Annotated in this window: 22 protein-coding genes; 12 read left to right on the top strand and 10 right to left on the bottom strand. The window is 56.8% G+C overall.

Annotated elements, in window-relative coordinates:
* Window positions 1–36: 36 nt before the first annotated feature.
* From ACQR3R_RS11465 to ACQR3R_RS11445, 5 genes are all read right to left on the bottom strand, one after another.
* On the bottom strand, window positions 37–1,008 hold the full coding sequence (locus ACQR3R_RS11465) for a FecR domain-containing protein (RefSeq protein WP_428272268.1): 972 nt from the start codon (window positions 1,006–1,008) through the stop codon (window positions 37–39).
* Window positions 1,005–1,511, bottom strand: coding sequence for a sigma-70 family RNA polymerase sigma factor (locus ACQR3R_RS11460; RefSeq protein WP_428272267.1), 507 nt, complete (start codon window positions 1,509–1,511; stop codon window positions 1,005–1,007). The genes ACQR3R_RS11465 and ACQR3R_RS11460 overlap by 4 nt, the downstream gene beginning before the upstream one ends.
* A 385-nt stretch (window positions 1,512–1,896) precedes the next feature.
* Window positions 1,897–4,356, bottom strand: coding sequence for a TonB-dependent siderophore receptor (locus tag ACQR3R_RS11455; protein ID WP_428272266.1), 2,460 nt, complete (start codon window positions 4,354–4,356; stop codon window positions 1,897–1,899).
* 98 nt (window positions 4,357–4,454) lie between these two features.
* A complete protein-coding gene (locus ACQR3R_RS11450) occupies window positions 4,455–5,438 on the bottom strand; it encodes a DUF4880 domain-containing protein (protein WP_428272265.1) in 984 nt (327 codons plus the stop codon).
* Window positions 5,435–5,953: a sigma-70 family RNA polymerase sigma factor gene (locus tag ACQR3R_RS11445; protein WP_428272264.1), complete on the bottom strand. Its 519-nt coding sequence runs from the start codon at window positions 5,951–5,953 to the stop codon at window positions 5,435–5,437. Before ACQR3R_RS11445 ends, ACQR3R_RS11450 begins: the two co-directional genes overlap by 4 nt.
* Window positions 5,954–6,216: 263 nt before the next feature.
* On the opposite strand from ACQR3R_RS11445, the gene ACQR3R_RS11440 reads away from it, so the two are divergent.
* The 5 genes from ACQR3R_RS11440 (at window position 6,217) to ACQR3R_RS11420 (ending at window position 10,748) form a co-directional block, all read left to right on the top strand.
* Complete coding sequence (locus tag ACQR3R_RS11440) at window positions 6,217–6,981, top strand: COG4705 family protein (protein WP_428272263.1); 765 nt, start codon at window positions 6,217–6,219, stop codon at window positions 6,979–6,981.
* Window positions 6,982–7,009: 28 nt separating this feature from the next.
* Window positions 7,010–7,447 carry a hypothetical protein gene (locus ACQR3R_RS11435; RefSeq protein ID WP_428272261.1) on the top strand — a complete coding sequence of 146 codons (438 nt, stop codon included), beginning with the start codon at window positions 7,010–7,012 and terminating at the stop codon, window positions 7,445–7,447.
* 96 nt (window positions 7,448–7,543) lie between these two features.
* Window positions 7,544–8,209: a response regulator gene (locus ACQR3R_RS11430; RefSeq protein WP_428272260.1), complete on the top strand. Its 666-nt coding sequence runs from the start codon at window positions 7,544–7,546 to the stop codon at window positions 8,207–8,209.
* Complete coding sequence (locus ACQR3R_RS11425; RefSeq protein ID WP_428272259.1) at window positions 8,185–9,540, top strand: ATP-binding protein; 1,356 nt, start codon at window positions 8,185–8,187, stop codon at window positions 9,538–9,540. Before ACQR3R_RS11430 ends, ACQR3R_RS11425 begins: the two co-directional genes overlap by 25 nt.
* Window positions 9,541–9,995: 455 nt before the next feature.
* The gene (locus ACQR3R_RS11420) at window positions 9,996–10,748 is read left to right on the top strand and encodes a COG4705 family protein (RefSeq protein ID WP_428272608.1); all 753 of its coding nucleotides are present in this window, start codon (window positions 9,996–9,998) and stop codon (window positions 10,746–10,748) included.
* A 127-nt stretch (window positions 10,749–10,875) separates the two neighbouring features.
* On the opposite strand, the gene ACQR3R_RS11415 is transcribed toward ACQR3R_RS11420, so the two are convergent.
* Both ACQR3R_RS11415 and ACQR3R_RS11410 read right to left on the bottom strand, forming a co-directional pair.
* Complete coding sequence (locus ACQR3R_RS11415; protein ID WP_428272258.1) at window positions 10,876–11,439, bottom strand: hypothetical protein; 564 nt, start codon at window positions 11,437–11,439, stop codon at window positions 10,876–10,878.
* Between the two features lie 54 nt (window positions 11,440–11,493).
* Window positions 11,494–12,105 (bottom strand): LysE family transporter, encoded by a 612-nt coding sequence (locus ACQR3R_RS11410; protein WP_428272257.1) that lies wholly within the window; start codon window positions 12,103–12,105, stop codon window positions 11,494–11,496.
* 203 nt (window positions 12,106–12,308) lie between these two features.
* Here ACQR3R_RS11410 and soxR point away from each other — a divergent pair, with 203 nt between their 5' ends.
* Both soxR and ACQR3R_RS11400 read left to right on the top strand, forming a co-directional pair.
* Window positions 12,309–12,785 (top strand): redox-sensitive transcriptional activator SoxR, encoded by a 477-nt coding sequence (gene soxR, locus ACQR3R_RS11405; protein ID WP_428272256.1) that lies wholly within the window; start codon window positions 12,309–12,311, stop codon window positions 12,783–12,785.
* Between the two features lie 316 nt (window positions 12,786–13,101).
* Window positions 13,102–14,202: an acyltransferase family protein gene (locus ACQR3R_RS11400; protein WP_428272254.1), complete on the top strand. Its 1,101-nt coding sequence runs from the start codon at window positions 13,102–13,104 to the stop codon at window positions 14,200–14,202.
* 121 nt (window positions 14,203–14,323) lie between these two features.
* Here the strand turns inward: ACQR3R_RS11400 and tkt are convergent, their stop codons facing one another.
* Both tkt and ACQR3R_RS11390 read right to left on the bottom strand, forming a co-directional pair.
* Window positions 14,324–16,375, bottom strand: coding sequence for a transketolase (gene tkt, locus ACQR3R_RS11395; RefSeq protein WP_428272253.1), 2,052 nt, complete (start codon window positions 16,373–16,375; stop codon window positions 14,324–14,326).
* A 133-nt stretch (window positions 16,376–16,508) separates the two neighbouring features.
* The gene (locus ACQR3R_RS11390; protein WP_428272252.1) at window positions 16,509–17,735 is read right to left on the bottom strand and encodes an MFS transporter; all 1,227 of its coding nucleotides are present in this window, start codon (window positions 17,733–17,735) and stop codon (window positions 16,509–16,511) included.
* A 140-nt stretch (window positions 17,736–17,875) separates the two neighbouring features.
* Here ACQR3R_RS11390 and ACQR3R_RS11385 point away from each other — a divergent pair, with 140 nt between their 5' ends.
* A complete protein-coding gene (locus tag ACQR3R_RS11385) occupies window positions 17,876–18,799 on the top strand; it encodes a LysR substrate-binding domain-containing protein (RefSeq protein ID WP_428272251.1) in 924 nt (307 codons plus the stop codon).
* A 315-nt stretch (window positions 18,800–19,114) separates the two neighbouring features.
* On the opposite strand, the gene ACQR3R_RS11380 is transcribed toward ACQR3R_RS11385, so the two are convergent.
* Window positions 19,115–20,119 carry a saccharopine dehydrogenase gene (locus ACQR3R_RS11380; protein WP_428272249.1) on the bottom strand — a complete coding sequence of 335 codons (1,005 nt, stop codon included), beginning with the start codon at window positions 20,117–20,119 and terminating at the stop codon, window positions 19,115–19,117.
* Between the two features lie 95 nt (window positions 20,120–20,214).
* Here ACQR3R_RS11380 and ACQR3R_RS11375 point away from each other — a divergent pair, with 95 nt between their 5' ends.
* The 4 genes from ACQR3R_RS11375 to ACQR3R_RS11360 all read left to right on the top strand — a co-directional run bounded on the left by ACQR3R_RS11375 (window position 20,215) and on the right by ACQR3R_RS11360 (window position 24,676).
* Entirely contained in the window at window positions 20,215–20,823 is a 609-nt protein-coding gene (locus ACQR3R_RS11375) for a TetR family transcriptional regulator (protein ID WP_428272248.1), read from the top strand.
* A gap of 590 nt (window positions 20,824–21,413) precedes the next feature.
* Entirely contained in the window at window positions 21,414–22,988 is a 1,575-nt protein-coding gene (locus tag ACQR3R_RS11370; protein ID WP_428272247.1) for a TolC family protein, read from the top strand.
* Window positions 22,988–23,809 (top strand): efflux RND transporter periplasmic adaptor subunit, encoded by an 822-nt coding sequence (locus ACQR3R_RS11365; RefSeq protein ID WP_428272246.1) that lies wholly within the window; start codon window positions 22,988–22,990, stop codon window positions 23,807–23,809. Before ACQR3R_RS11370 ends, ACQR3R_RS11365 begins: the two co-directional genes overlap by 1 nt.
* An 18-nt stretch (window positions 23,810–23,827) precedes the next feature.
* Window positions 23,828–24,676 carry a sulfotransferase gene (locus ACQR3R_RS11360; RefSeq protein WP_428272245.1) on the top strand — a complete coding sequence of 283 codons (849 nt, stop codon included), beginning with the start codon at window positions 23,828–23,830 and terminating at the stop codon, window positions 24,674–24,676.
* Window positions 24,677–24,714: the final 38 nt, after the last annotated feature.

The following is a 24,714-nucleotide window of genomic DNA, read 5'->3' as shown; positions in this document are numbered from 1 at the left end:
ATAAGATTATTTATCAAAAAATAGACGTTCAGCGTTTTACTTCGAGCCAATCAGTGTCACCCAGGGACTGTAGCGATCCACGCGTATCGGCAGGGTTTCCGCCAAAGCACGGAAGGCTCGATCCGGATCGTCAAGCGGGAACACGCCCTGAACGCGCAAACCTCGAACTTCGGGAGCCACGCGCACAAAACCACGGTTGTACGGACGCAGGCTGTCGATGACGTGCTCGAGGGATTCGTCCAGCACGTTCAACCGTCCATTCAGCCAGTCAGCGCGCTGGCGTTGATCGCCGCTGACCAGGGCAATTTGCCCGGCGTGCAGCACAGCCGACTGGCCTTCCTGCACAACCTGCACCGTGCCGTCGAACAGTCGTGCTTCAACCGAATGCTTTAACACCACCAATCGGCTGGCATCTTGTTCTTGGGCGACGAGGAATCGTGTGCCCAGTGCGCGCATTTCGCCTTGGGCCGTGCGCACGCGTAGCGGACGGCGAGGGTCTGGCGCGACATCGATCACCAGTTCACCGTGGCGCAGGATCACCAGCCGCTGCGTGTCGTCAAAGCGCAGATCCACCGCACTGTTGGCGTTCAAACTCAACGTGCTGCCGTCTGCCAGATTGAAGTTTTGACGCTCGCCGCGCCCGGTGTGCAGATCAGTCAGTAGCCAATCACCCAACTGACTCCCGGCGCCCAGCCACAGGCCACCTCCGAGCAGACCCAAACCTGCGATTGCCCGCAGGACATCGCGGCGCGAGCCATGATGAGGCTGCAAGAGCACTTGGCGAGCTTCGTTGGCGTGACCGGGAAGGCGTCGATCCAGCGCACGGACCGTGTTGAACGAATCGCCGAGACGGTCCTGCAACGTTGCCCAGGCCTGGCTGTGGGCGCGGTCCTTCGCCAGCCACGCGTTGAAACGTTCCTGCAATGCAGCGTCGGGCGTGCCGGCGCGAAGTTTTACCATCCAGTCGATGGCCTGCTCACTGACAGGGTCCAGGCGCGACTTGCTCATGGCGATACTTCGCACAGGTAGCACTGGCGCAAAGCCTGTTTCATGTAGCGACTGACGGTGCGTTCCGACAGCCCAAGTTTCTGCGCAATCGCCACATAGCTCATGCCGTCCAGTTGGCTGTACAGGAACGTTGCCTTGACGACCATCGGCAAGCCGTCGATAGCCCGGTCGATGGCCACCAGGGCTTCAATCAGCTGCAATTGTTCTTCCGGGGAGGGTGCCAGCGCCTCGGGCAGAATGGACAAGCGTTCAAGGTAGGCGAGTTCCAGCTTGCGCCGGCGATGACGGTCAAAGATCAGTCGGCGAGCGATGGTCGAAAGGTAAGCACGAGGTTGTTCGATGGTGTCGGGATCGACACTGGCCGCCAACATCTGGCAAAACGTATCGGCGGCGGTGTCTTCTGCGTCCGCGTGATTGCGCAGATGTCGATGAACATGCTGCAGCAGCCAACGGTGATGATCGCTGAAGAAGAATCCCAGCTTGCTGGACGGAGAAGATTGCACTGTCGGTTTTCCAGATCTTAGTGTGAATCGTTCTCAATAATACCTTTGCGATGAGCGACAGTGCAATCGTGTCTGGCACAGATCAGACCGCCTCGAGTCTGGAGAGGCTGAACGCCCCCGGACGAATAATCCGTGGCGAGGGAGCTTGCTCGCGTTGGACTGCATCGCAGGCCTGATTTTAGGGCCGCTGCGCTGCCCAGCGGGAGCAAGCTCCCTCGCCACAGTTCTATGGCTTCACAGCTCCTCAGCTCTACAGTTTTGCAGCTCTACAGCTCTACAGCTCTACAGCTCTACAGCTCTACAGTTCTACAGTTCTACAGTTCTTCAGCTCTACAACTCCAGAGGTGCCCTTGACTGGTCGGTGTCGGGCCGTTTATCAGCGGCCTCAGAAACGGGTACGCATCGTGAACATCAGGTTTCGCGGGTTGCCGTAGTAGGTGCTGTTTTCGAGGGTGCCGGTCTGCGAGTAGTACACGCGGTTGAAGAGGTTTTCGACGTTGACCGACAGGTTGACGTTCTTGTTCAAGTCGTAACCCAGGCGCGCGTTGTAGATTGCGTAGCCGCCGGTTTCGTTCTTGATGCCCGCACTTGGCGCCGTCCCCACGTAGCGGCCGTAAACCCCGCTCTGGATATTGCTGCCTGCACCCACCTGCCAGTTCGACAACTCGCCCGGCAGTTGATAATTGGCCCACAGGCGCAGCATGTGTTCTGGCATGGACGTCAGGAATGCGGTGCCTTCCAGATCGACGTTATCCGGGTTCTTGAGGTACTTGCTGCGGTTGTAGGTGTAACCGGCGCTCAGCTCCAGCCCCGTCATGACCCTGCCGGAAATTTCTGCCTCAAAGCCTTCGGTGCGCACTTTGCCGCCGGCGACGTAGCAACGGCAGGTGGCAGGTTGTGTTTGGTCAGTCTGGGCGCGGCCGGAGTAAAGGGTGCGATAGATCGCGAAATTGGTGTTGAGAGTGCCCTCGTAGAACTCGCCCTTGAGGCCCAATTCGTACGTCTCGCCCGAGCGAGGCGTGAGCGTGCTCCCCGAGGCGGTTTCATAGTTGAGTTGAGGGGTGAAGATTTCCGCGTAGCTCGCATAGGCCGACCAGTCCTGGTTGAGCGCGTAGACCAGCCCATAGAAGGGCACGACCTTCGCGTTGGTCTGTTGGCTTGTTTTGCTGTGCACGCCATTCAGTTCGTTGAGCTGGTCCTGGTCGTAATCCCACCAACTGACGCGCGCACCGATGATCACATCGAGCGGGTCGAACACATTGACGCGCAGCGATCCATACAGGCCACGCTGATCGAGCGTCGAGGTGGTGGTGCGATATTTGTCGGTCCGGTCGTACTTGGGCGGGACGAACGTCAGGATGTCGGGAATGAAGTCGTACGCCCCGTCGTAATTCGTCACGTCGTAGCGCCCCGCAATCCGTTTGCTGTGGGAAATGTTGCCGCCCAGGATGGTTTCGCTGCGTCGCCCGAGCAGTTCGAAATTACCGTTGAGGAACAGGTCGGTGTCGTACTGATAGTTGTTTTCGCCCCGGCCCTCGGCCCAGTTGTAGGCGCCGGAGTTGTCGACCGGGTCGATCAAACCACCGGTGTTGCTGTACAGCGCATCCAGGTTGAAACGCGTGTAGTTGCCGGCGAGGGTGATCTTCCAGTCGTCGTTGAGTTGATGCTTGAGGTCGACGAAGTACTGTGTTGACTCGACGTCGTTGTAGTCCGACGGCGAACTGAGGTTGGTGGAACGCTTGAAGTCGATCTTCGAGCCGTTGCTGTAGCTGGGCAGGCCCCAGTCCATCGTCGAGCGGTTATCGGCGTTTTGATAGGTGAAGCCAGTGCTGAGCAAGGTGTCGGGAGACAAATCGAACTCGAGTACGCCGAAGGTCGAGGCCCGTTCACTTTTACCCCCATCATAGAAGTAATGACGAGAGCCGTATGACGTCGCCAGCCTGCCACGCACGCTTTTCTCCTCGTTCAGCGCTCCCTGGATATCGACTTCCTGTCGGTAGTTGTCCCACGTTCCGGCCTGAGTGGTGGTGTCGATCTTGAAGTCGGCGCCGGCGCGTTTTCGCACCAGGTTGATTGCTCCGCCCGGCGAGCCCGCCCCTTGATACAGGCCTGCGGAGCCTTTGAGCACTTCCACCCGTTCATAGGCAATCAGATCCGACCAATTCAGCGAGGTGATCCCGGTGTTGGTGCCCGCCGGGATCGGAATACTGTTGATCTGGAAGTTGTCGATCTCGAACCCTCGGGCGTAAGGCTGGTTGTCGCCATTGAGCGCGCCGTAGGTGACGACCCCTTGAACGTTGTTGTAGACGTCGTTCAGGGTGGTGATGTTCTGGTCCTTGAGCCGTTGCGCGGTCAGCACCGTGATTGTCTGCGGGATTTCCTTGAGGCTGCGCTCGCTCTTGCCAATGGTCACCGCACCTGTGGTGTAGGAACGGGTGTATTCGGTATTGACCCCCAGGCCCGTGCCATTGACGTTAGTGGTGCCGAGTTGCACGGCACCGGGCGGTACCTCGATTTTTTCGACCGTCAGCGTACCGTTTTCAGTAATGCGCAATGACAGGCCACTGCCGTCCAATGCTCGTTGCGCGGCAACTTCAGCGCTGAAGTCGCCGCTCACCGGACCGCTGGTACGTCCGCGAACCAATACCGGGTCGGCGACGATGCTGCGTCCACTTTGCCGGGCGATCTGGCGCAGTGCCTGTTCGAGAGAAATCGAGGCCACCTCGTAGTGTTGGATGGCATCTGCCGCCAGCGCGGGGAGGGCCCAGAGTGATGTCAGGCCGCAGGTGAGCGCCGTGGTGATGGCCACGGCCAGGTTCGCGGAAGGCGATAGTTTTGCGCGCATTGGGGAGGTTTTCCTTGCAGGATCGGTTGAGTGTTTCCTGCTATGTCCAACGAGCGCGAAAAACCCCTCACTCACCTCATGGATTTTTTCGATTATTTTCAGCTCACATCGATCAAGGTCACCGGGCCATAACGCTCCACTCGAATCGGCAAGACTTGCGCGAGCGATTGCAGCGTCTGATCGCTGTCGTCGAGAGGGAATACACCAAATACCCGCAGCCGAGCCGCTGCCGGCGAGATTCGCAGCATGCCGTAACGATAGGGGCGCAGAGCGTCGACGACGGCGCCCAGGGATTCGTCCGTAACGTCCAGCAGGCCGTCCATCCAGGCGTCGACCTTGCGTGTCTGACCGGTCACCATGTGCAGCGCATCACTGCGTAGAAGCAGCGTCTGCCCGGTGAGCAGCGCCACGGTCTGAGCGTTTCGAGAGCGCACTTGCACACTCTGTTGTTGAACACTGACCAGACTCTGCTCGGGCTGCTGCCACACCACAACACTCGCCGCCAATGCATGGACGCTGCCTTGAGCGGTGATGATCTCGAAAGGCCTGCGGGTCTCGGCAGCTACCTGCACGCACACCTCGCCCTGATGCAGCCGGAGCAGGCGTTTTTCGGCGCTCAATTGCACGTCCACGGTGGTGCGGGCGTTGAGTGTCAGCACGCTACCGTCAGCCAGCGACACACGTTTTCGTTCACCGGTTGCGCTGTACAGATCGGTGAACAGACCTTCCAGCGGCATGCGCCGCTCAAGCATGAAGGCGCTGATCAGGCCACCAAGCATCAGTAACGCGCTGCCGCGCAGCAGTCTGCGTCTGTTCAAGGTTGTCGCCGATTGACGTAACACCTGGGTGGCGATTCGCGCGCTGCCCGGAACATGCCGCTGGGCATCGGTCAGCTGATTGAACGGCAGGCCAATCACGCTGTTCAACGACTGCCAGGCCGCGCGATGTTCTTCGGCCGATGCCAGCCAGTTCTGGAAAGCCTCGCGGTCAGCAGGCGTTGCGGTGCCGGAGTCGAGCCGAACCACCCAGTCGATGGCCGCTTGTATCGCCGGGGTCAGTTGCGAGGCGCTAGAGGACGTCATCCTTCCAGCCTCAGGGTGGCGAGGTAGCACTGGGTGACCGCGCGCCTGATCCAGCGCTCGATGGTGGCAACAGAAACCCCCAGTTCACGGGCTATCTCGGGGTGAGTCATACCCTCCAGCCGATTGAGCACAAAGGCGTGACGAACGTTATCCGGTAAGCCCTCGAGCATCAGGGCTACCGCCTCGATGGCCTCGCGCAGAAGGGCAAATTCTTCCTCCGATGGCACCACCGAACAGGGCAGGCCAGCAAGCGCTTCGAGGTAAGCACGCTCCAGTTCATTGCCACGCCAGAAGGAACACAGCACACGCTTGGCGATCAGGCACAGGAATGCCCTTGGCTCATCAATCTCACCCAGATGCGGCGATTTGAGCGTGCGCACGAACGTGTCCTGAGCAAGGTCGGCGGCGTTGGCATGACACCCCAAACGCCTCAGCAGCCAGGATTGAAGCCAGCGATGGTGGTCAACGTAGAGTCGTTGAAAGCTGTCTCGTGAGGTGGTGCTGTGATTCGGCATGCGACAGCCATATGAATATTAACTATTCGCATTCTCAATAAGTGTGTCGGGGTTTGCAAGTGGCGAGGATGGCTAATTGCCTGTGGCTTGCGCTGCTACTGCGCATCCGGGCATCAGCAAGCGGTTGAATCGATCTCAACGTCGCCGTTGTATCCCGCAAGGCGCCTTTGGCAGGCACATCGGTAGCCCTCAGTCTGCGCTAAGTATTGCGCTGTATCTTTCGATTTACGCAGTTCAGCGTCGCTTATAAGAGGTTACCGAACATGAATCCCGAAAGAGCCGAATGGCTCAATAAAGTGCCGCAAGTGACACTGTCCTTTTGGGTGATCAAGATTCTATCGACAACTGTGGGTGAAACCGGTGCCGACTTTCTAGCGGTAGATGCGGGTTTCGGTGCAGGCTGGACCAGCATCGGCATGGCGCTGTTACTGGCGTGTGCGCTGTTCTTTCAACTGCGCAAAACAGCTTGCTCACCCTCGATCTACTGGTTGAACGTGGTGCTGGTAAGCATCGTGGGCACACAGATCACCGACATCATGACCGACATGCTCGATATCAGTCTGTATGTCAGCACTGCGGTGTTCTCCGTTCTGCTGTCGATCAATTTTTTGCTCTGGTATCGAGTGGAACGCAACCTGTCGATCCGTGAAATCGACACACCGCGCCGCGAGCTTTTTTACTGGTCAACCGTGCTCTGCACCTTTGCCCTAGGCACAGCCGCCGGTGATTTGGCGACTGAAGCGCTGGGTCTGGGATTCACCGTCGGTGCGATTATTTTCGGCGTGCTGATTGCCGCAACACTGCTGGCCTGGCGTCTGGGCGCCAATGTGGTGTTGACGTTCTGGATCGCCTACATCCTGACCCGCCCGTTTGGCGCCTCTCTCGGTGACTTGCTGACCCAGGCGAAGACTTACGGTGGCTTGGGCATGGGCGCTGCCTGGACCAGCGCGATCTTCCTGATTGTCATCGTGCTGTTGGTGGCAGTCGCTCAATTCAGCGTTGGCAGCCGTAAAGCTGTCACTCAGTAACCTTTCAGCAACCTATCAAGGAATCCACATGCGTTTATTTCAACCCGCACTCCGTCACGTCGCCATCGTCTTGTCCCTCATGCTGTTCGGCAGCATAGCGGGTTGCTCGAAACCTTTGGACAAACCCGGCGCGGGCAAGACCGCCACCTCGATCAGTGCGCCCGCTCAGTCTGGTTCTAAGCTAGGCGATCTGAGTGAGTTCCGGACCATTGCTGCAGAGGTGGCTGTACTCGTCGACAAAAACGATCTGCCCGGGGCGAAGACCCGTATCAAGGATCTCGAAACCTCTTGGGACTCCGCCGAAGCGGGCATCAAACCTCGTGCCGCCAGTGACTGGCATGTGCTGGACAAGGCCATCGACCGGGCGCTCGACGCGCTTCGAGCCAGCTCGCCAAAGCAGGATGAATGCAAGGCGGCGATGGGCGACTTGCTCAGCGCTTTCGATGCGATGAAAGGCAAACAGTGAATCGGCATGGTGTCGACGGCGGACAAACTCCGATTCCGGTGTTTCAATGCAAGCACGACAGTCATGACCGTCGTGCCTTTTCAACCGGAGCGCAAAATGCGGATTCTGCTGGTCGAAGATGACCTGATGATTGGTGATGCCATTCAAAGTGCGCTGAACGATGCGAGTTACGCCACCGATTGGGTGAAAAATGGCCTCACTGCCTTGGCGGCAGTGGACACCCAGGCTTATGACTTGCTGTTGTTGGACCTCGGGCTGCCGGGGAAAGACGGACTCGATGTGCTTGATGCCATTCGCGCTCGCAACAACCCGGTGCCGTTACTGATCATCACCGCACGCGATGGCCTCGATGATCGCCTGCGTGGCCTCGATGGCGGCGCCGATGACTTCCTGCTCAAGCCCTTCGTCATGGCGGAATTGCTGGCACGCATGCGGGCCGTACTGCGCCGTCGCGGCGGCAATGCCCAATCGGTACTGGATAACGGTGAGGTATCGTTGGACCTGCTCTCTAAGCAAGCCTCGACCACGCACACCGTTGACATCCAGCTTTCCAGTCGCGAGTTCGCGCTGTTGCAAGCTTTGTTGATGCGCCCTGGCGCCATTCTCTCGCGTAGCGAACTTGAAGATCGTATTTACGGCTGGGGCAATGAAGTGGAAAGCAACGCGGTGGAATTTCTGATCCATGCACTACGGCGAAAACTGGGGAGTCATGTCATCAAAAACGTCAGGGGGATGGGATGGATGGTTTCAAAGGGCGCTTGAGCGACTCGGTCCAGTCAAGGCTTTCTGTAACGCTGTCGCTGGCCATCCTGATCGTCGCGTTAGTGGCTGGAGTATTCGCTTTCGTGTCCTCACTCAACGAGGTGCACGAAATGCAGGACGACACCCTGCGTCAAGTCGCGGTGTTGTTTGATCGACAGCAGATGTCCCTGCGTTATCCCACTGAGGAACGCCTGGTTGGCGACGATGAAGAATCCAGGGTCATCGTGCAATACCTGGCTGATAGTGGGAAAGCGACTGGCAATGACGACATAACACTACCGTTTCCCTTTCCCTCAACCCTGGCCGATGGTTTGTCCACGGTGAATATCGCTGGTGAACAGTACCGGGCACTCGTCAGAACGTTGGCTGGGGGCGAGCGTATCGTTGTCGCTCAAGAGGCAGACGTGCGTGACAAAGAAGCGCGCGAAAGCGCTTGGCGCAGCCTGTTGCCTTTTCTGATCCTGTTTCCGGTACTGCTGCTGGTGGTGGGTGATCTGGTGCGTAAGCTGTTCCGCCCCATAGCGACTCTCTCGGCCGAAATCGATCAACGCGATCAGCAGGCGCTGCATCCAATCGACGAAAATCACTTGCCGACCGAAATCCGGCCTTTCGTCGTGGCCATCAATCGGTTGCTCAAGCGCGTCGCGCAAGCCATGGAAACGCAGCGACGTTTCATCGCCGATGCTGCTCATGAACTGCGCTCTCCCATGACGGCTCTGTCATTGCAAGCAGAGCGGTTGTCGTCCAAAGAAATGTCGGCATCGGCCCACGAATGCTTTTTGCCGTTATCCGAGGGCATCGAGCGCAGCAGAAAACTGATCGAGCAATTGTTGACCCTGGCGGCTGCACAATCGATCGCTCAGCGATCGCAGACATCCGTGTCAGTCCATGAAGTTTTTCGTCGGGTGCTGGAAGATTTGTTGCCATTGGCGGAGCACAAGGGTATCGACATCGGTGTTGAAAGTACCGAAGACGTGCAAGTCACCCTCAACGAAATGGACTTGTTTATCCTGGTCAAAAATCTGGTGGACAACGCGATCCGGTATACCCCCGCGGGCGGACGAGTCGACTTGAGGGTCGAGTTGGATCGGGAGACGGTGATTTTGGAAATCAAGGACTCGGGCCCTGGTATCAGCGTGCAAGAGCAACCTCTGGTGTTTGATCCGTTTTACCGCACTCTGGGAACTAATGAGGCAGGTTCCGGGCTCGGTTTGTCGATCGTTACTGCGATAGCGGATCGTACCGGGGCAAGTATCCGATTGAGTTTTTCGGACGAGATGAACCAACGTGGATTGTGTGTTTCGGTCTTGTTGAAAAAGCATGCAATTTAAGTTTGGTAACCGAAGGATGGTATCGGTAATAACAAGATAATTATTGATATCAGGGATGATGCTGAGGTGTAAGTTGCGCGCTCGACAGGAAGTTTTAGGGGCGCTATCAGCGTTGCACTGCCATTAAATATGAGCTGCCGAAAGGTATTTGCGCATTATCTGTCGAGGTGTTGGGCGAGGTAATGCGTGGAATAAATAGTTACGCGACATGGTTTTTAAAGTTTAGGTTTAACTTCAATTAAATAATCATGCGTGCTCAGCCCTCGCAGTCATGCTTACTCAATAGAGTTTTGATTTCGTTTTAACGGTTTTTTGACCTTCCGCTGTGCAAGCTGCGACCGCCCGCAATAGGGGGGCTTAGCTCGCTGGCTATTTTCATACATGACCCGTTGCTGTTTATTCAGCGCGATGCCCACACACTTTTACCTGATCAGGAACGCGTCTTCTTCATGAACATGCCTGTCAAACTAAACAAATTGCCAGAAATAACCCTGGCTTTCTGGGTGATGAAAATTTGTGCCACCACCCTTGGCGAAACCGCAGGTGACCTGCTGTCTATGACCCTGAATGTGGGGTATGCCATGAGTTCGCTGATTTTGATCAGCGCCTTTCTGGTGACGCTCGTCTTGCAGCTGTTTTCCAAGCGTTATAACCCGGTGCTTTACTGGATCGTAATTCTCTCCACCAGTACCGCAGGCACAACAATCTCGGATTTCATGGACCGCACTCTCGGCCTTGGTTATGCCTCGGGTTCTCTGGTTCTGATCAGTCTGCTGATTACGGTGTTCGCTATCTGGCGTGTTAGCGAAAAAAGCCTGTCAGTTAACAATATCCATACTACTAAGGGCGAGCTGTTCTACTGGGTCGCTATTCTGATCTCCAATACCTTGGGCACTGCGCTAGGTGACTATTTGGCGGATGATTCCGGCTTGGGCTTTGCCGGTGGTGCACTGCTAATTGGTTCGGCGATTATGGCTGTGGTAGTTACCAGGATTTACACTCGTATTTCCGGGGTGTTGTTGTTCTGGGTGGCGTTTGTTCTCACCCGGCCATTCGGTGCAACCCTCGGTGACTTCCTGACCAAACCGCTTGAAAAAGGTGGCCTGGACTTTGGCACCGTCGGTGCTTCGTTAGTGCTTGGCGCGATCTTGGTCGTTCTGGTGGCCTTTGCCGCAAAAGAACACCGAGTGGAAAAAGTGTACGGCTAACGCGCACAAAGCCCGCACACGCGGGCTTTGTATTTTGGCAGACTCAAGCCAATCGTTATCGACATAAAGGGTTTCGATCTTCAGTTATCGGGTTCCGCCCGATCTCCAGCATCGCGTTACGAACGACTCATGCCGTCCCGGCCTCAATCCGTCGCTGCATCTGTGATATCCCCTGGATGGCATCTGCAGCCATTATTTCAGCGGTGCTTTCCCCGTCAATTCGCAACACTGTCGCCGTCTGCTCTGAAAGCCAGGCTTCGTGCCGCTGTCTGTTGCGTCCGGAAAAATGCGGGTTGTCATACTGCGAGGCCCATTCACGAAACGCCATGTGTATGTCATGCATGTCGCCACTGGGTGCTAAGCGATCTCCAAAACGCTGAGCTTCTCTTTTGGCTAACCGCTCAAGGCGAACAGGCGTTGTGGTCGTCACGAACATGATCAGGTCGGCATTGCTTATCAGCGCATCGCCCCAGCCATCAAAAGACCCGGTCAGTATCCAGCCTTCGTCATCGAGTGTTTGATTGATCAAACAAACGCGTTCATCGGGGGATCGCTTGGTCGTATAGGGTGGATTCGTGGGCAGCCAGTAAAAGTCGTCAACATCGACATGTTGTACGCCAAGCAAAGTTGCCAGGGTGTGACCCAACGTCGTCACGCCCGCACACGAAGCGCCCGTAATGTAGATCCGCAATGTTCTCTCCATGAATATAAAACGGTGTTGAATACTACGCCTTGTCTCATGCGGTCAGTGCGAAACGGCCATCCAGCCCGCACAGCCCGTCATTACGCCCGCCGACGTTCTGTTAAGACGCTTCATTGCCTTGGGTGACTGGATGGCGAGTTTGATTCGCGATGCAGTCACGAGATAAGCCAACTGGATGCAAAGGTCGATCCCGACGCCGAGTGCGGTAATAAAGATGATTTCGGACCAGGACAAGGCTGTCAGATCAAATGCCTGGGGCAATACCGCACCGAAAAACACAACAGCCTTCGGATTACTCAGGGTCAGAACGGCGCCTGAAAGAATCCCACGACTGGCCGAGCGTTCGGGCAGCGCTGGAGCGTGCTCAGTGCTCTTCGACCACAGGCTCCACGCGATGAATAAAATAAAGGCAACACCAAGCCATTTCACCGCGATGAACACATATTCGAACTGCAGTGCCAATGCCGCAAGACCCAGTGTGGCGACCAACAGCCACACAGCATTGCCCAGAACCATACCCGCGATGAAGGGCAGGGTAGACCTAGCGCCGCGTGACACCACTTGCCCCAGAAGAGCGCCCTGAGCAGGGCCGGGAATGGCTGCCGCGATGGCGAATGGAACGACAAAAAACCAGATCGAAGAAGTGGCGCTCACCGGCTGAGCCTCCGCGTTGCTGTGTGATTTAGCGGCAATATTCACACTGAATGATCAGGGTGCACAATGCAGTTGTCTGCTCACTCTGCAGGGGCAGGCGCGCAGTCGGGGCACTGGATGCGACCGTGATACGAACTCGATAAGTGCTTTTTCCCTGTGATTGATAGACTCTCAATTCTCAACCAAACTTGAGGTCAAAAGCCTTGAAAGAAAAGATCACCGATCATCAAAGCCTGAGCGTGGGTCAAGTTGCAAAACGCAGCGGGTTGTCTGTTTCTACGCTTCATTTTTATGAGTCGAAAGGCTTGCTGGCGTCCCAGCGCACCTCCGGCAATCATCGTGTCTACGCTCGCGGTACGCTGCGTCGGATCGCGATTATTCGAATTGCGCAAGCCAGCGGGATTTCCCTCGCAGAAATCAAGACAGCCCTTGAACCCATTCCCCATGATCGCAAAGCGTCCGCCAAGGAATGGGAAACGGTATCGAAAGCCTGGGCGTCGTCGTTGAAGCGACGCATCGAGCAGCTAACAACGCTGTCAACCAGCCTTGAGGGCTGCATCGGTTGCGGATGTTTAACCATGGGTGAGTGCCCATTGCTCAATCCACAAGATTCGTTGGGCGAATCGAACTCAGGTCCGGTGATCTTTGATCAAGCAATTGATAAAAAACTGGAAACTTAATCGCCCCTTCGTTTGTTTTCCGACTGCCGGGAAGTGTCGCGGCCGACGCCAACAAGTCATCTTAATAGCGCCAGATTCTTGGCATTCTTTTGTCCTTGTTTAATAGGGATAAAAGTTCCGGGAATAGAGGCAAAGCGTGTGGGGCGGTCATGCGCCAAAACTGCGAACAGGTAACATAACTTTATTTTCATGTTCAGCAGTTACGTTGAGGTGCCGTCTACACTCAGACCCAATCGGACACATCTACCACAACTGGAAAAATTGCCAGAATGGTTATCGGGTCCTGCCATCGCGCACACTTTCCGAGAGCCATTCTATGAAGCTGAATCATGCGCTGCTCAGGGACAATAACAATGCCGATTTGCTGCGCCTCGTCGCTGCGTGTGCAGTCATCTGGGGCCATGCTTACGCCCTTGTACCGGGGTCCACGACGACAGAACCTATCGGGAATTTGCTTGGCTTTGACTATTCGGGGTCGCTGGCCGTTGAATTCTTCTTTTTCTTAAGCGGTATTCTTGTAACCAATAGCTGGATAAACAATAGTTCACCGCTTAATTTTATATTGGCACGTTTTTTTCGGGTGTTCCCGGCCCTCTTTGTTAGTGCGGCCGCTTGTGTGTTGTTGCTGGGACCGTTACTCACCACACTGCCGCTTAATAGTTACTTTGCTGACAGTCAGCTTTTCATCGCGATATTTCGGCATCCCTATGTCGAATATTCATTGCCTGGTGTATTTGAACATAGCAGCTACCCGCTGACCAATGGCTCTATCTGGACGATCCGATATGAACTCATCATGTATGCCATGTTGCTGGCAGCAGGGCTCTGCGGTGTATTTCGTAATAAGCTATTCGCGACGGTTGTTCTTATTGCAATACTTGTAACTTCAATGTTTTTTCCAGAAGAAGTTCAGTTGATTGGCCTGATGAACGTCAATATCGGTGGTCGCCTCCCAGCCTTTTTTGCTTTTGGTGCGCTCCTTGCGATTTACAAGGACCAGGCGAATATCGATATCCGTGTCGTGGCCGGTTTAATCCTGTTTGCGTGGATTTTTCGGCATGGGTCAGCGTTCCAGTTTGTATTTTATCCGGCCTTTTTGATCACGGCGCTTTGGCTGATGACCACCGAACCCATCAAGGCCATGCGGCTACCCGGTGACTTTTCGTATGGTGTTTATGTTTTCGGATGGCCGATACAACAGGTTATCGCGGCCGAGTTTCCTACATTCAGTATTCATGCAAATCAGGCTGTCACGATCACCGTGTCTCTTGCATTGGCCAGTATTTCCTGGTTCCTCATTGAAAAACCCTGTATCCGTTTTGGACGTCACCTGAGTCGATATTTTGCAGCGCACAGTGGCAGCCGCGAAGTCAACTTAGAGGCGACGCTAGCGACCGTCCGTAGGCCCGTTGAATAACGACTGGCTTGCTTCAAACGGCGATTGCACGGTCAATCCAGGTGAATGGGGGCGTCGTTGCCCCCGAGGTGGTGCATAAGCCCGATATCGTTCCAGTTCCTTGGCCGCGCTAAGCAACGCTCTACGATCGTGCTAAAAGCGCCTTGGCGCGCAGATAGACATTGTCGACGGTAAAACCGAATTCACGCAGCAAGACGTCGGCCGGTGCCGAGGCGCCGAAATGTTCCAGACCAAGCATGTCGCCATCATTGCCAATGTAGCGCTCCCAGCCTTGGCGCACGCCCAGCTCGACCGCCAATCGTGCGCTGACCGCTGGCGGCAGTACGGTATCGCGCTCGGCCTGCGGTAACGCTTCGAACAACTCCCAGCTCGGCATCGAGACACAGCGTACGGCGATGCCTTCGCCCGTCAGGCGTTCAGCCGCTGCCAGGATCAAGGCGACTTCCGAACCGCTTGCAAGCAGGATCAGCTCGGGTTGGTTGTTCGCCGCGTCGCTGAGTACATAAGCGCCATTGCGCACTCCATCCGCCGAGGCAAATTGGCTGCGATCAAGGGTTGGCAACGCTTGCCGGGTCAGAACCAGCAGTACAGGGCGGTCACGGGTGGTCAACGCAACTTGCCAGGCGACCGCAGTTTCATTCGCGTCGGCGGGGCGGATCAACGTCAGGTTGGGGATGGCGCGTAGGCTCGCCAGTTGTTCGACAGGTTGATGCGTAGGACCGTCCTCGCCAAGCGCGACGCTGTCGTGGGTAAACACGTGCACCACGTGCAGGCCCATGAGTGCTGCGAGGCGTATCGGTGGGCGCATGTAGTCGGAGAAAATCAGGAAAGTCGCCCCATAGGGAATAAAGCCGCCGTGGGCAGCAAGACCGTTGACGATGGCGCCCATTGCATGCTCGCGCACACCGAAGTGCAGGTTGCGACCGGCCCGGCTCCAGCCGCCAGTGTCGGCGCCTTGCTGATCGGTATCTGCCATGGCGGGCGGGTTGAAATCACCGAGGCCTTTGAGCATTGTTTTCGTCGAGGGATCGAGGTCGGCAGAGCCTCCGCTGAGTGCCGGCAATAGAGGTGCAATGGCATTGATCACCTTGGCGCTGGCGTCGCGTGTCGCCAGGCCCTTGGCATCGGCGGCAAACAGCGGAATATTCGCATTCCAGCCCGACGGCAATTCGCCATTCAAACGCTGCTGCAGTTCGCGGGAAAGCGCTGGGAAGGCTTCGGTGTAGGCGTCCATGCGCACCTGCCAGGCTGCCTCGTTCTGTGCCCTGTGGTTGACCGCCTGGCGAAAATGGGTCAACGCCGCATCGGGTATCAGAAAATCAGGTTCGGTTGGCCAGCCGAGCTTTTCCTTGGTCTTGCGCACGTCATCGGCACCCAGTGGTGAGCCGTGTGCCTTGAAGGAATTTTGCTCGGGTGAGCCGTAGCCGATGTGTGTGCGAACCAGAATCAACGACGGCCGCCCGGTTTCTTCTCGCGCCGCCTGCAATGCGGCATTTATTTCTGCTAGGTCATTGCCGTCCGCCACCGATACCGTATGCCAGCCATACGCCTGGAAGCGCAGCGCGCGGTCTTCGGAGAAGGCCATGGCGGTACCGGCAGCCAGGGTCACCAAGTTGTCGTCGTACAGGCACGTGAGCTTGCCCAGCCCGAGGTGTCCTGCAAGCGAGGCGGCTTCGCTCGCCACGCCCTCCATCAGATCGCCGTCGCTGACAAGTGCGTAGGTATGGTGGTCAACCACCTCGTGATCGGGCCGGTTGTAGTGCGCGGCGAGTTGCGCCTCGGCCAGGGCCATGCCGACAGCGTTAGCCAGGCCTTGGCCAAGAGGTCCGGTGGTGGTTTCCACGCCCGGCGTATGCCCGCGCTCGGGATGTCCCGGCGTCTTGCTGCCCCATTGGCGGAATTGCTTTATATCCTCAAGCGTAAGCTCATAGCCGCTGAGGTGCAGCAAGCTGTAGAGCAGCGCCGAGCCGTGGCCGGCGGACAGCACGAAACGGTCGCGGTCAGGCCACTGAGGGTTGCGCGGGTTGAACGTGAGCCAACGTGACCACAGCACATAAGCCATCGGTGCGGCACCCAGTGGCAAACCGGGGTGGCCGCTGTCGGCCTTTTGCACCATGTCCACCGACAGGAAGCGCAGGGTGTCGATGCATTGCTGGTCGAGTTTGCTGAACATGGTGGTCTCCTGAGTCGGCGAATGGGGTATCGCCGTCTTCGTGCGACGCCATCAACATCATGATGAACATGATAGGCACCGAACCGCACCCAGTTGTGACTTGGGACCTTTGAGGGGAGTTCCGGAATGATTTTCAGGGAGTTGTTGAACGGTTGTTAACAGCAGCTTTGCCGGTGATGGCACTAAAACTTGCGGCACCGAGAAAGTAAAATAACCCACCGGCAACAATGAAAAATTCAAGCATATAGAAGATGTAGTGGGGCGGTTGGGTCGCCAACACAACTCCACAAAGCACCGGGCCTAGCGCCGCACCGAGGTTGCACAGGTTTTGCGCGCCGTAATACATGCCGCGCAAATTTTCCGGAGCAATTTTGTCGATGAACATGTATTCGGCGGGGAATACGATGATTTCGCCGACCGTGAAAATGGCCATCGAAAGGGTCCACAGCACAATAGAAGTCGACAGCGCAAAACCCGCCAACCCGATCATGAACATACTCAACCCTGCAATCAGCCACAGCGTCAGATGCCGGTGGGAGAGTTTCCTGCCGATGAAATACTGCAAGCTAATCACCATCAGCGCATTGGTCGCCACCACGGTACTGATGATCCGATAGACGGATTCTGGTGTGGTGGTGACCACCAGATACTGTGAGAGATACGCAGTGAACTGGCCAAATACCACCGCGCTAAGCAGACCGCCAAGCGTGAAACACACCAGCCGATAATCCTTGAGCAGCAATTTCCCCACGGTCAGAAATGCTGCGGATTTTTGAGCTTCAACGGTCACCTTCAGGTCTCTGTCGCCCCAAACGAAATAGACCAGGAAGAAGCCTGCTCCAAGTCCCGCAGAAAGCAGGAACGGCAGGCTGATGTCCAGCGTGGCTATCGCGGCTCCAAGAAATGGACCGACGGCGTAGCCGATATTGGTCAGTGTGTATTTGATCGAAAATACTTCGCTTCGCTGAGCGACAGGCAGTCGACTGGCGAACCCTGTTTTCACAGCGATATCGATGACCGCGTAAGCCAGGTTGATCAACACCAGGCACAGGAAGAACAGCCAGAGGTTGGGGGCGATGTACGCCCCGAGAAAGCCTGTGGCAAACACGCCGCAGCAGCTGAGAATGAGCCGGTAACTGGACATTTTGTCGACCAGAAATCCGCCATAGAGACTTAGCAGCGAACCGATGATCAGCGTGCTTCCGATCACCAGTCCAATATCGGCGATGCTCAAACTGAAGGCGCCCGACAGGTAAATCACCAGGTACGGCAGCGTCGTGGCGCGAGCGAGGGTCAGGATCAAGGATGCACACAGCAGCAGGTTTACGGTGGGGGGATAACTTCTGAGTGTGGACAGCATTCGTATCTCATCATCAAGTTAGTAAGGCAGGTGTCGCCACTCGCTCGACCCGAGAGAGACAGTTTACTGTTGATCGGATTTCTGATTTAGGATGATTTTTACCGTGATGCATGAACTCAGTTCACGAATACAGGATATCTATGTTTTCTTCCGAGCGCTTGAAGGGTATTGATGTGTTTGTCTGTGTCTGCGACTCCGGCAGCTTCACGGCCGCCGCCGAGCGACTGAACCTGACGGCCTCGGCCATCAGTAAAAGCATCGCTCGCCTGGAAAAACGGCTGGAGTCTCAACTGTTTTTACGTACGACGCGCAAACTGGCGCTGACCGATGCCGGCATTGCCTTTCTTCGTACCTGTAAGGGTGTGCTCGCCGACCTTGAAGACGCCGAGCGGTCACTGCAGTCCGATAACTCAGAGCCTCGCGGGCGTGTGCGCATTGACCTGCCAGGCGCGTTCGGTCGGGTCCAGGTGCTGCCGATCCTGCTGCCATTCGTCGAACACCATCCGTTACTGATACCGCACATATCCTTCTGTGAAGGTTTCATCGACCCATTCAAGGAAGGTGTGGACATCGTTGTGCGTATCGGCGGCACGCAAACCTGGCCGGGGACAGTCGAGCAGCGACTTCTGGCGCGCGAGTGGCATATTTTTTGTGCGTCGCCTTCGTACCTGGCCCGCAAGGGCATTCCTCTTTCCGTGCAAGATCTTGAGCAGCATCAGTGCATTGCCTATGGCTGGGTGGACGGGAACATCAGTCCCTGGCATTTTGCCGGCGAGCGGGATGCAACGTTGCGCACGCCAATAACCCCACAACTGGTGGTGGGCGACGGTGACGGCCTGGTGATGGCGGCAGTCGCCGGTTGTGGTATCGCACAACTGCCGTCGTGGCTGGTGAAGCAACAATTACAAGCGGGAACATTGGTGGAAGTGCTTCCTCAGCTGGCAATGGAAGGGATGGAGATCAACCTGGCCTGGATCAAAAGTCGTCAAGCACTGCCCCGGATTCAAGTGTTGCTTGAGGCATTGGTCGCAGGCTTGGGGGCCGGTGATGGCAGCCTCCAATAACGGCTTGTCATCTACATTCCCAAGAGGAACTGCATGAAATTAATGAATTTTTCTTATTTCGGTGCATGACGTAGCTTGATTTGAGGACAGGGAGAACCCCTTTGAAATCGGGAGTCCTCCATTACCTCGATGGCGAACATGCGAAACGAAAAATTCAGCAATCGGTTCCGTCTCATCCGAACCGGGTGCGCCGCCGACTCCCGCAGGCAATCAATACGTTTACGCCAGCCATCCATTACGGCTTGCAGCCTGAGGCAACGGTAGACTGGCTTGCCAGCGATGGCGATTTCGAGGGCACGAGATCGCCCGAGTCCGTCAAGGCGCCACTTCAGTCACCTCCACGCCCGAGCGGATCAACACATCGATGAATGCCTCGGTTTCCCAGAGCATTTCCGGCAGGTATAGCCCGGGTGTGGACGGGGAGCGGTCGTTGAGTCCTAACGCGCAAGAAAGGGAGAGTGCAACGCACAGCCCGGTGAGTGACGCCAGGCCTTCCTTGAACTCCAGCGTTGCGCGCAAGCGTTGTGCTTTGCCACCGATTTCTCCCTCGACTTCCACGACAATTTCGGCTGCTGTCTCGCCACCCTTCAACCGGTGCGATGACGCATCTGTCACCAGGTCGAAGCGTATGTTCGGCACGCCGGTAGCACTGTAGAGGCTTGCGGTGTCGAAGGTCGAAAACGCCTTCGCTGCCAGCGAACGACCATCAATGGCTTGAACGGTGCCATTGACGGCATCGCCCGATAGCCAGACGCGCCGTCCTTTCTCAAAGGCTAGCGCAGCAGGCGCGGTGTCATGTACTCGCGCCATGTCTTCCAGCGCAGCGGGGCCGGCAAGATCGTTCTCGTCGATGATGGCGCCAAGCCTGATTGAATGCGTGATATCAAAATTACTGACCGCTTTGAGCGCCAGAAACATCGCGGCACCGGCCATCCAGTGACTGGCCAGGATCACCGGAGCCGCCGTCGCCCGGTGCGCAAATAGCGCGAGTTCCGGGCCGACTTCTACCAGCCCGTTGACGATGCTCAGGTAAGGAACGTGCTGATTTTGCGCGTAGGCCAGGCCGTTCAAAGCTTCGTCTGGCGCCAGCATCACCACAGCTGACACTTGAACATCGCCCTCCAGCCCAAGACCCGGTTTGTCCAGGTCAATTGCGATTGCCTGGGCGGCACCGACCTTATGCGCGACATCGCGTGCGGTCTGCAGGTTTCGCCCTCCGATGAGCAGCGGTACTTGCGGGTGCCTTTCGCGAAACCATTTAGCTGTCTGGCGCCCTACGACGCCTGAGCCGCCGATCAAAAGAACAGGATTCAGTGACATTGCTATGACTCCTTTTTACGTGTTAGAAAGCTACCAATAGTAGGTTTATAACGCTAAGCTACTAATCGTAGCTTTGCAAGGAGTCGGCACAGAACATGACGAACGAGCGTGAAGACGCACCCTTGAAGTCCACTTCGCGCAGGCTGTCGAAAGCCGAGCGCCGTTGTCAGTTGTTGGATACGGCGCGGGTGATCATTCGAGAGGAGGGCGCGGATTGCCTGACATTAGGGCACCTGGCTTTACGCGCAGGCGTCTCCAAACCGATCGCCTACGATCATTTCGGAACCCGCTCGGGGTTGCTGATCGAACTTTACAAAGCAATGGACATAGACCAGTCAAACGCCCTGCGTGAAGCGCTGGCTGTCGGCGAGCGCAGCCTTGAGGAAGTGATCGCAGTCCTTGCCGCGACCTACATCCATTGCGCTGCCGACACCAGCGGCGAATGGTATGCAGTGGGCGCAGCGCTCGCGGGCAGCGAGGAAATGGAGGCGGTGTATCAGGAGCTGATCGATGGTTACGTGCAACTCTTTGCATCCGTGCTGAAGCCGTTTACCAGCGTATCTAGCGCCGAGCTTGAGCGGCGTTGCATCGGTTTGATCGGTGCGGGCGAGGCACTGTCGACGGCGATGGTTCGTGGTCATCACAGCGAGGCAGACGCTGCTAAAACACTGGCTTCGTTAATAAGCGGCAGCCTGCCAAAGTAATACCGGTAGTTGTAGGCGCGAGCGTGCTCGCGGTGGAGTTTGATGTGGCGTCGTTATCCAAAAGAAACACGTCCTCATTAACTTCCATCGCGCACAAGCTCGCGTCTGCAGGTGCATTTAAGCGTTGGGTTTAACAACGTAATAGTTTGACCATTTCAAATGCCATTCCCGCTGCATGGCATCGTTTATAGCCAACACCGCCGGCGAATACCGCGAAAATATCAAATTGACATCATTGTGCGCAGTGGATAGATTTCCACCGTTAACGCACGGGCGATAACTGCACATAGCCAAGTACGTTAGTGCCAAGTCAGTACGACAGTAAAAACCGTATAAACACAGTACAGAAAAGTTTCCAGTGGTCGATAACGTGTCCGATGCAAGTTTTTTGCACGGTTGTTTTGCGTGCATCGATATCAAGCATTTGACGATGGGCATCGTGGTCCCTCTACACAACACCGTGCATTACTGGCAACGGTCGGGCAGAGCTAAAGGGATTTTTCCGAGCGGGGTTTTCCCGCTCATTGACTAGCGGCGATAGGCGCCGTGATAGGCCTTGTGCCTATTCGATCAGGGGTAGTGGGAATCTTATGTATTTTCGCCTTAGCGCAGTGGCTCCACGTTCATCGGCTACCGTGGTTCGCCTTCGTCCAGCGCTGCAACTCAGTGCGCTGACCTCTGTCCTGTTGTTGACTGGCTGCATGAGCCTGTCACCGGAGCCGCTCGACCAAAACACGCTCAAGGATCAGGCCCGACAGGACGCCATCACCGCTCAGCAGGATGTGGCGCCCATTACTGGCCCGCTGACCCTGGAAGAAGCCATCGCCCGCGCCCTGAAGTACAACCTCGACAGCCGTTCGCGGCAGATGGAAGAGGCGCTGGCGCTGAACCAGTTCGACGTCGGCAACTTCGATATGCTGCCCAAGATGATCGCCGCCGCCGGTTACAGCGACCGCAGCGAGTACGCGATCACCAAAGCGGTGGACTCGGTCACCGGTCAGCCTTCGCTGGCCAACCCGTATATCTCCAGTGATAAACACCATGCCACCACCGACCTCGGCCTGACCTGGAGCGTGCTGGACTTTGGCCTGTCTTACTACAACGCCAAGCAGAACGGCGACCGCGTGATGATCGCCTCCGAGCGCCGCCGCCAAGCCATGCATGTGCTGGTGCAAGACGTGCGCAGCGCGTTTTGGCGGACTGCCAGTGCGCAAAAACTGCGTCAGCAAGTCAAAGACGTGACGGCTCTGGCCGAGTCGGCGCTGGTTGATGCGCGTCAGGCAGAAACCGAGCGTTTGCGCGCACCGGTCGAGTCGCTGCGTTATCAGCGTCAGGTTCTGGAAAACCTGCGTCTGCTGGAGGCCATCGACCAGGAGCTGGCGACCGCCCGTATCGAACTGGCGGCGCTGATCAACGCACCGCTGGGTGTGGCTTTGCAGGTGGTCGAACCTGCCGAGCGCTTTAATAAGCAGATACTCGATCTGCCGATTGAACAACTTGAGGCCGAAGCGCTGGCACAGAACGCCGAGCTGCGTGAGCAGAACTACAACTCGCGGATCGCCAGCCAGGAAACCCGCAAGACCCTGCTGCGACTGTTCCCCAATCTGAGCCTGAATTACACGCTGCGTCATGACTCGGACAAGTACCTGATCAACAACAACTGGAACGAGGCGGGTGCGCAGATTTCTTTCAATCTGATGAACCTGTTAAGCGCGCCGTCGCAATATCGCCTGGCAAAGGCCGGCATCAGCCTGGCCGATCAACGTCGTGTGGCCACGCAAATGGCGGTGTTGGCGCAGGTGCACATCGCTCGTTTGCAGTACGCCAACGCCTTGCAGCAATACGACCGCGCCGATGCCATCTGGCAAGTCGATGACCGTCTGAATGCGCAAAACACTAACCGTGCCGAGGCGCAAACCACCAGTAAACTCGACACCGTTGCCAGCAACACCTCGGCCATCCTCAGCCTGTTGCGTCGTTATCAGGCGCTGTCGGTGGCTAACGCTGCAGCGAGCAAATTGCAGGCAACGCTGGGCATGGAACCTCAAGTCGGTGACCTGCAGCAACAGTCGCTGGCGCAGCTGCAAAACGCTGTGTCGCTGTCGTTGCAGCAATGGGACCAAGGCAATATCGGCTCGACTGGCTCTGCAGTGCAGGTCAAGTGATGAAGCGTTTTCGCACCGCAAAAACCAGCCTGCTGGCGGCAGGATTGCTGTGTGCCAGCGCAGCGTTGGCCGCCGAGCCGCAGCCCGCGGCTCTGGTGCCCTCGGGCGCTACGCCAAGTGTCGCGCCCACGGTGACGGCCGCCGCGGGTGAGGCTCGCGACATTCGTGCGCAGCTGTCTCCTCGGCAGTTCACTACCCTGGCGGCGGAGATCGGCGCCAAGATCAGCAGTTTGCCAGTGGCCGAAGGCGCGGCTTTCAAGAAGGGCCAGGTGCTGGTGGGTTTTGATTGTTCCTTGCAGCAGGCTCAGTTGAACAAGGCCCGTGCCGGGTTGAGCGCCGCGCAAAAGACCTGGAATGCCAACAAGCGCTTGAGCGAGCTGAACTCCATCGGCCAGGTCGAACTGCAAGTGTCCGAAGCCGAGGTGGCGAAGAATCAGGCCGATGTTTCGCTGATGAGCACCATGCTTGGCAAGTGCAACATTACTGCGCCTTTTTCCGGGCGTGTGGCCGAGCAGAAAATGCGCGAACAGCAGTTTGCGCAACCCGGCCAGGCCATTCTCGACATCCTTGATGACAGCGTGCTGGAAATTGAATTCCTTGCGCCGTCGCGCTGGTTGTCCTGGCTCAAGACCGACACCGTGCTGCAATTGCGTATCGAGGAGACTGACAAGAGCTACCCGGCTCGCATCACGCGTATCGGGGCGCGTGTCGACCCAGTCAGCCAGTCGATAAAACTGGTGGCGACCATCGACGGTCGTCATCCCGAATTGATCGCCGGCATGAGCGGCACCGTGCTGCTGGCGCCACCGAGCGCGCCATAAGTCGTCAAGGAGTTCGCCATGAATTCACCTGCGCAGAAGTTTCACTTTATCTCCGGCCTGCCACGTTCCGGCTCCACACTGTTGTCGGCGTTGCTACTGCAGAATCCACGCTTCCATGCGGGCATGAGCAGCCCGGTGGGCATGTTGGTCAGCAACATGCTTGCGCAGTTCGGCGCGGGCACGGAGCTTGGGGCCATGCTCGATCAAACCCAGCGTCGGCGCCTGTTGCGCGGCGTATTTGATGCCTATTACGCAGACCAGTCGGACAAGCAGGTGATGTTCGACACCAATCGTTGCTGGAGTGGGCAGATGCCGCTGCTGGCCGATCAGTTTCCGGGCGCGAAGGTGATTGCCTGTGTGCGCAATGTGGCCTGGATCATGGACAGCCTGGAACGGCGTTTTCGCGCTAACCCTTACGAAATTACGCGGTTGTTCGGTGACAGCGTGGAGCGCAATACGGTCTATAGCCGCGTCGAAACCCTGGGTCAGCGCAACCGCATGGTCGGCTTCCCGTGGGCGGCGCTCAAGGAAGCCTTTTATGGCGAGCACGCCTCTTCATTGCTGATTGTTGACTACGATCTGTTGGCGCAGGCGCCGCAAAAGGTCATGCCGCTGATTTACCGTTTTATCGACGAGCCAGAATTTGAGCATGACTTCAACGCGGTGAGCTACGACGCTCCCGGGTTCGATGCGTCGCTTGGCATACATGGTTTGCACAAGGTTCGCGCCAAGGTGGAACTGCAACCGCGTCGCACCATATTGCCGCCGGATCTGTTCGAGCAGTTCAGCAACTTGTCGTTCTGGAACAATCAGGACGGCAGTGCGGCCAACGTTATCGCCGCCAAACCGACGACCGGCCTCACGTAACACTGATGCAAAACCGATAACCCTTCTAATCTCCGTCT

Origin of the sequence: Gordonia sp. IEGM753 (assembly GCF_050321825.1) — a bacterium.
Lineage (GTDB): Bacteria > Pseudomonadota > Gammaproteobacteria > Pseudomonadales > Pseudomonadaceae > Aquipseudomonas.
Note: the sequence above shows the minus strand (reverse complement) of the source record. Positions and strands in the feature narration are given on the sequence as shown.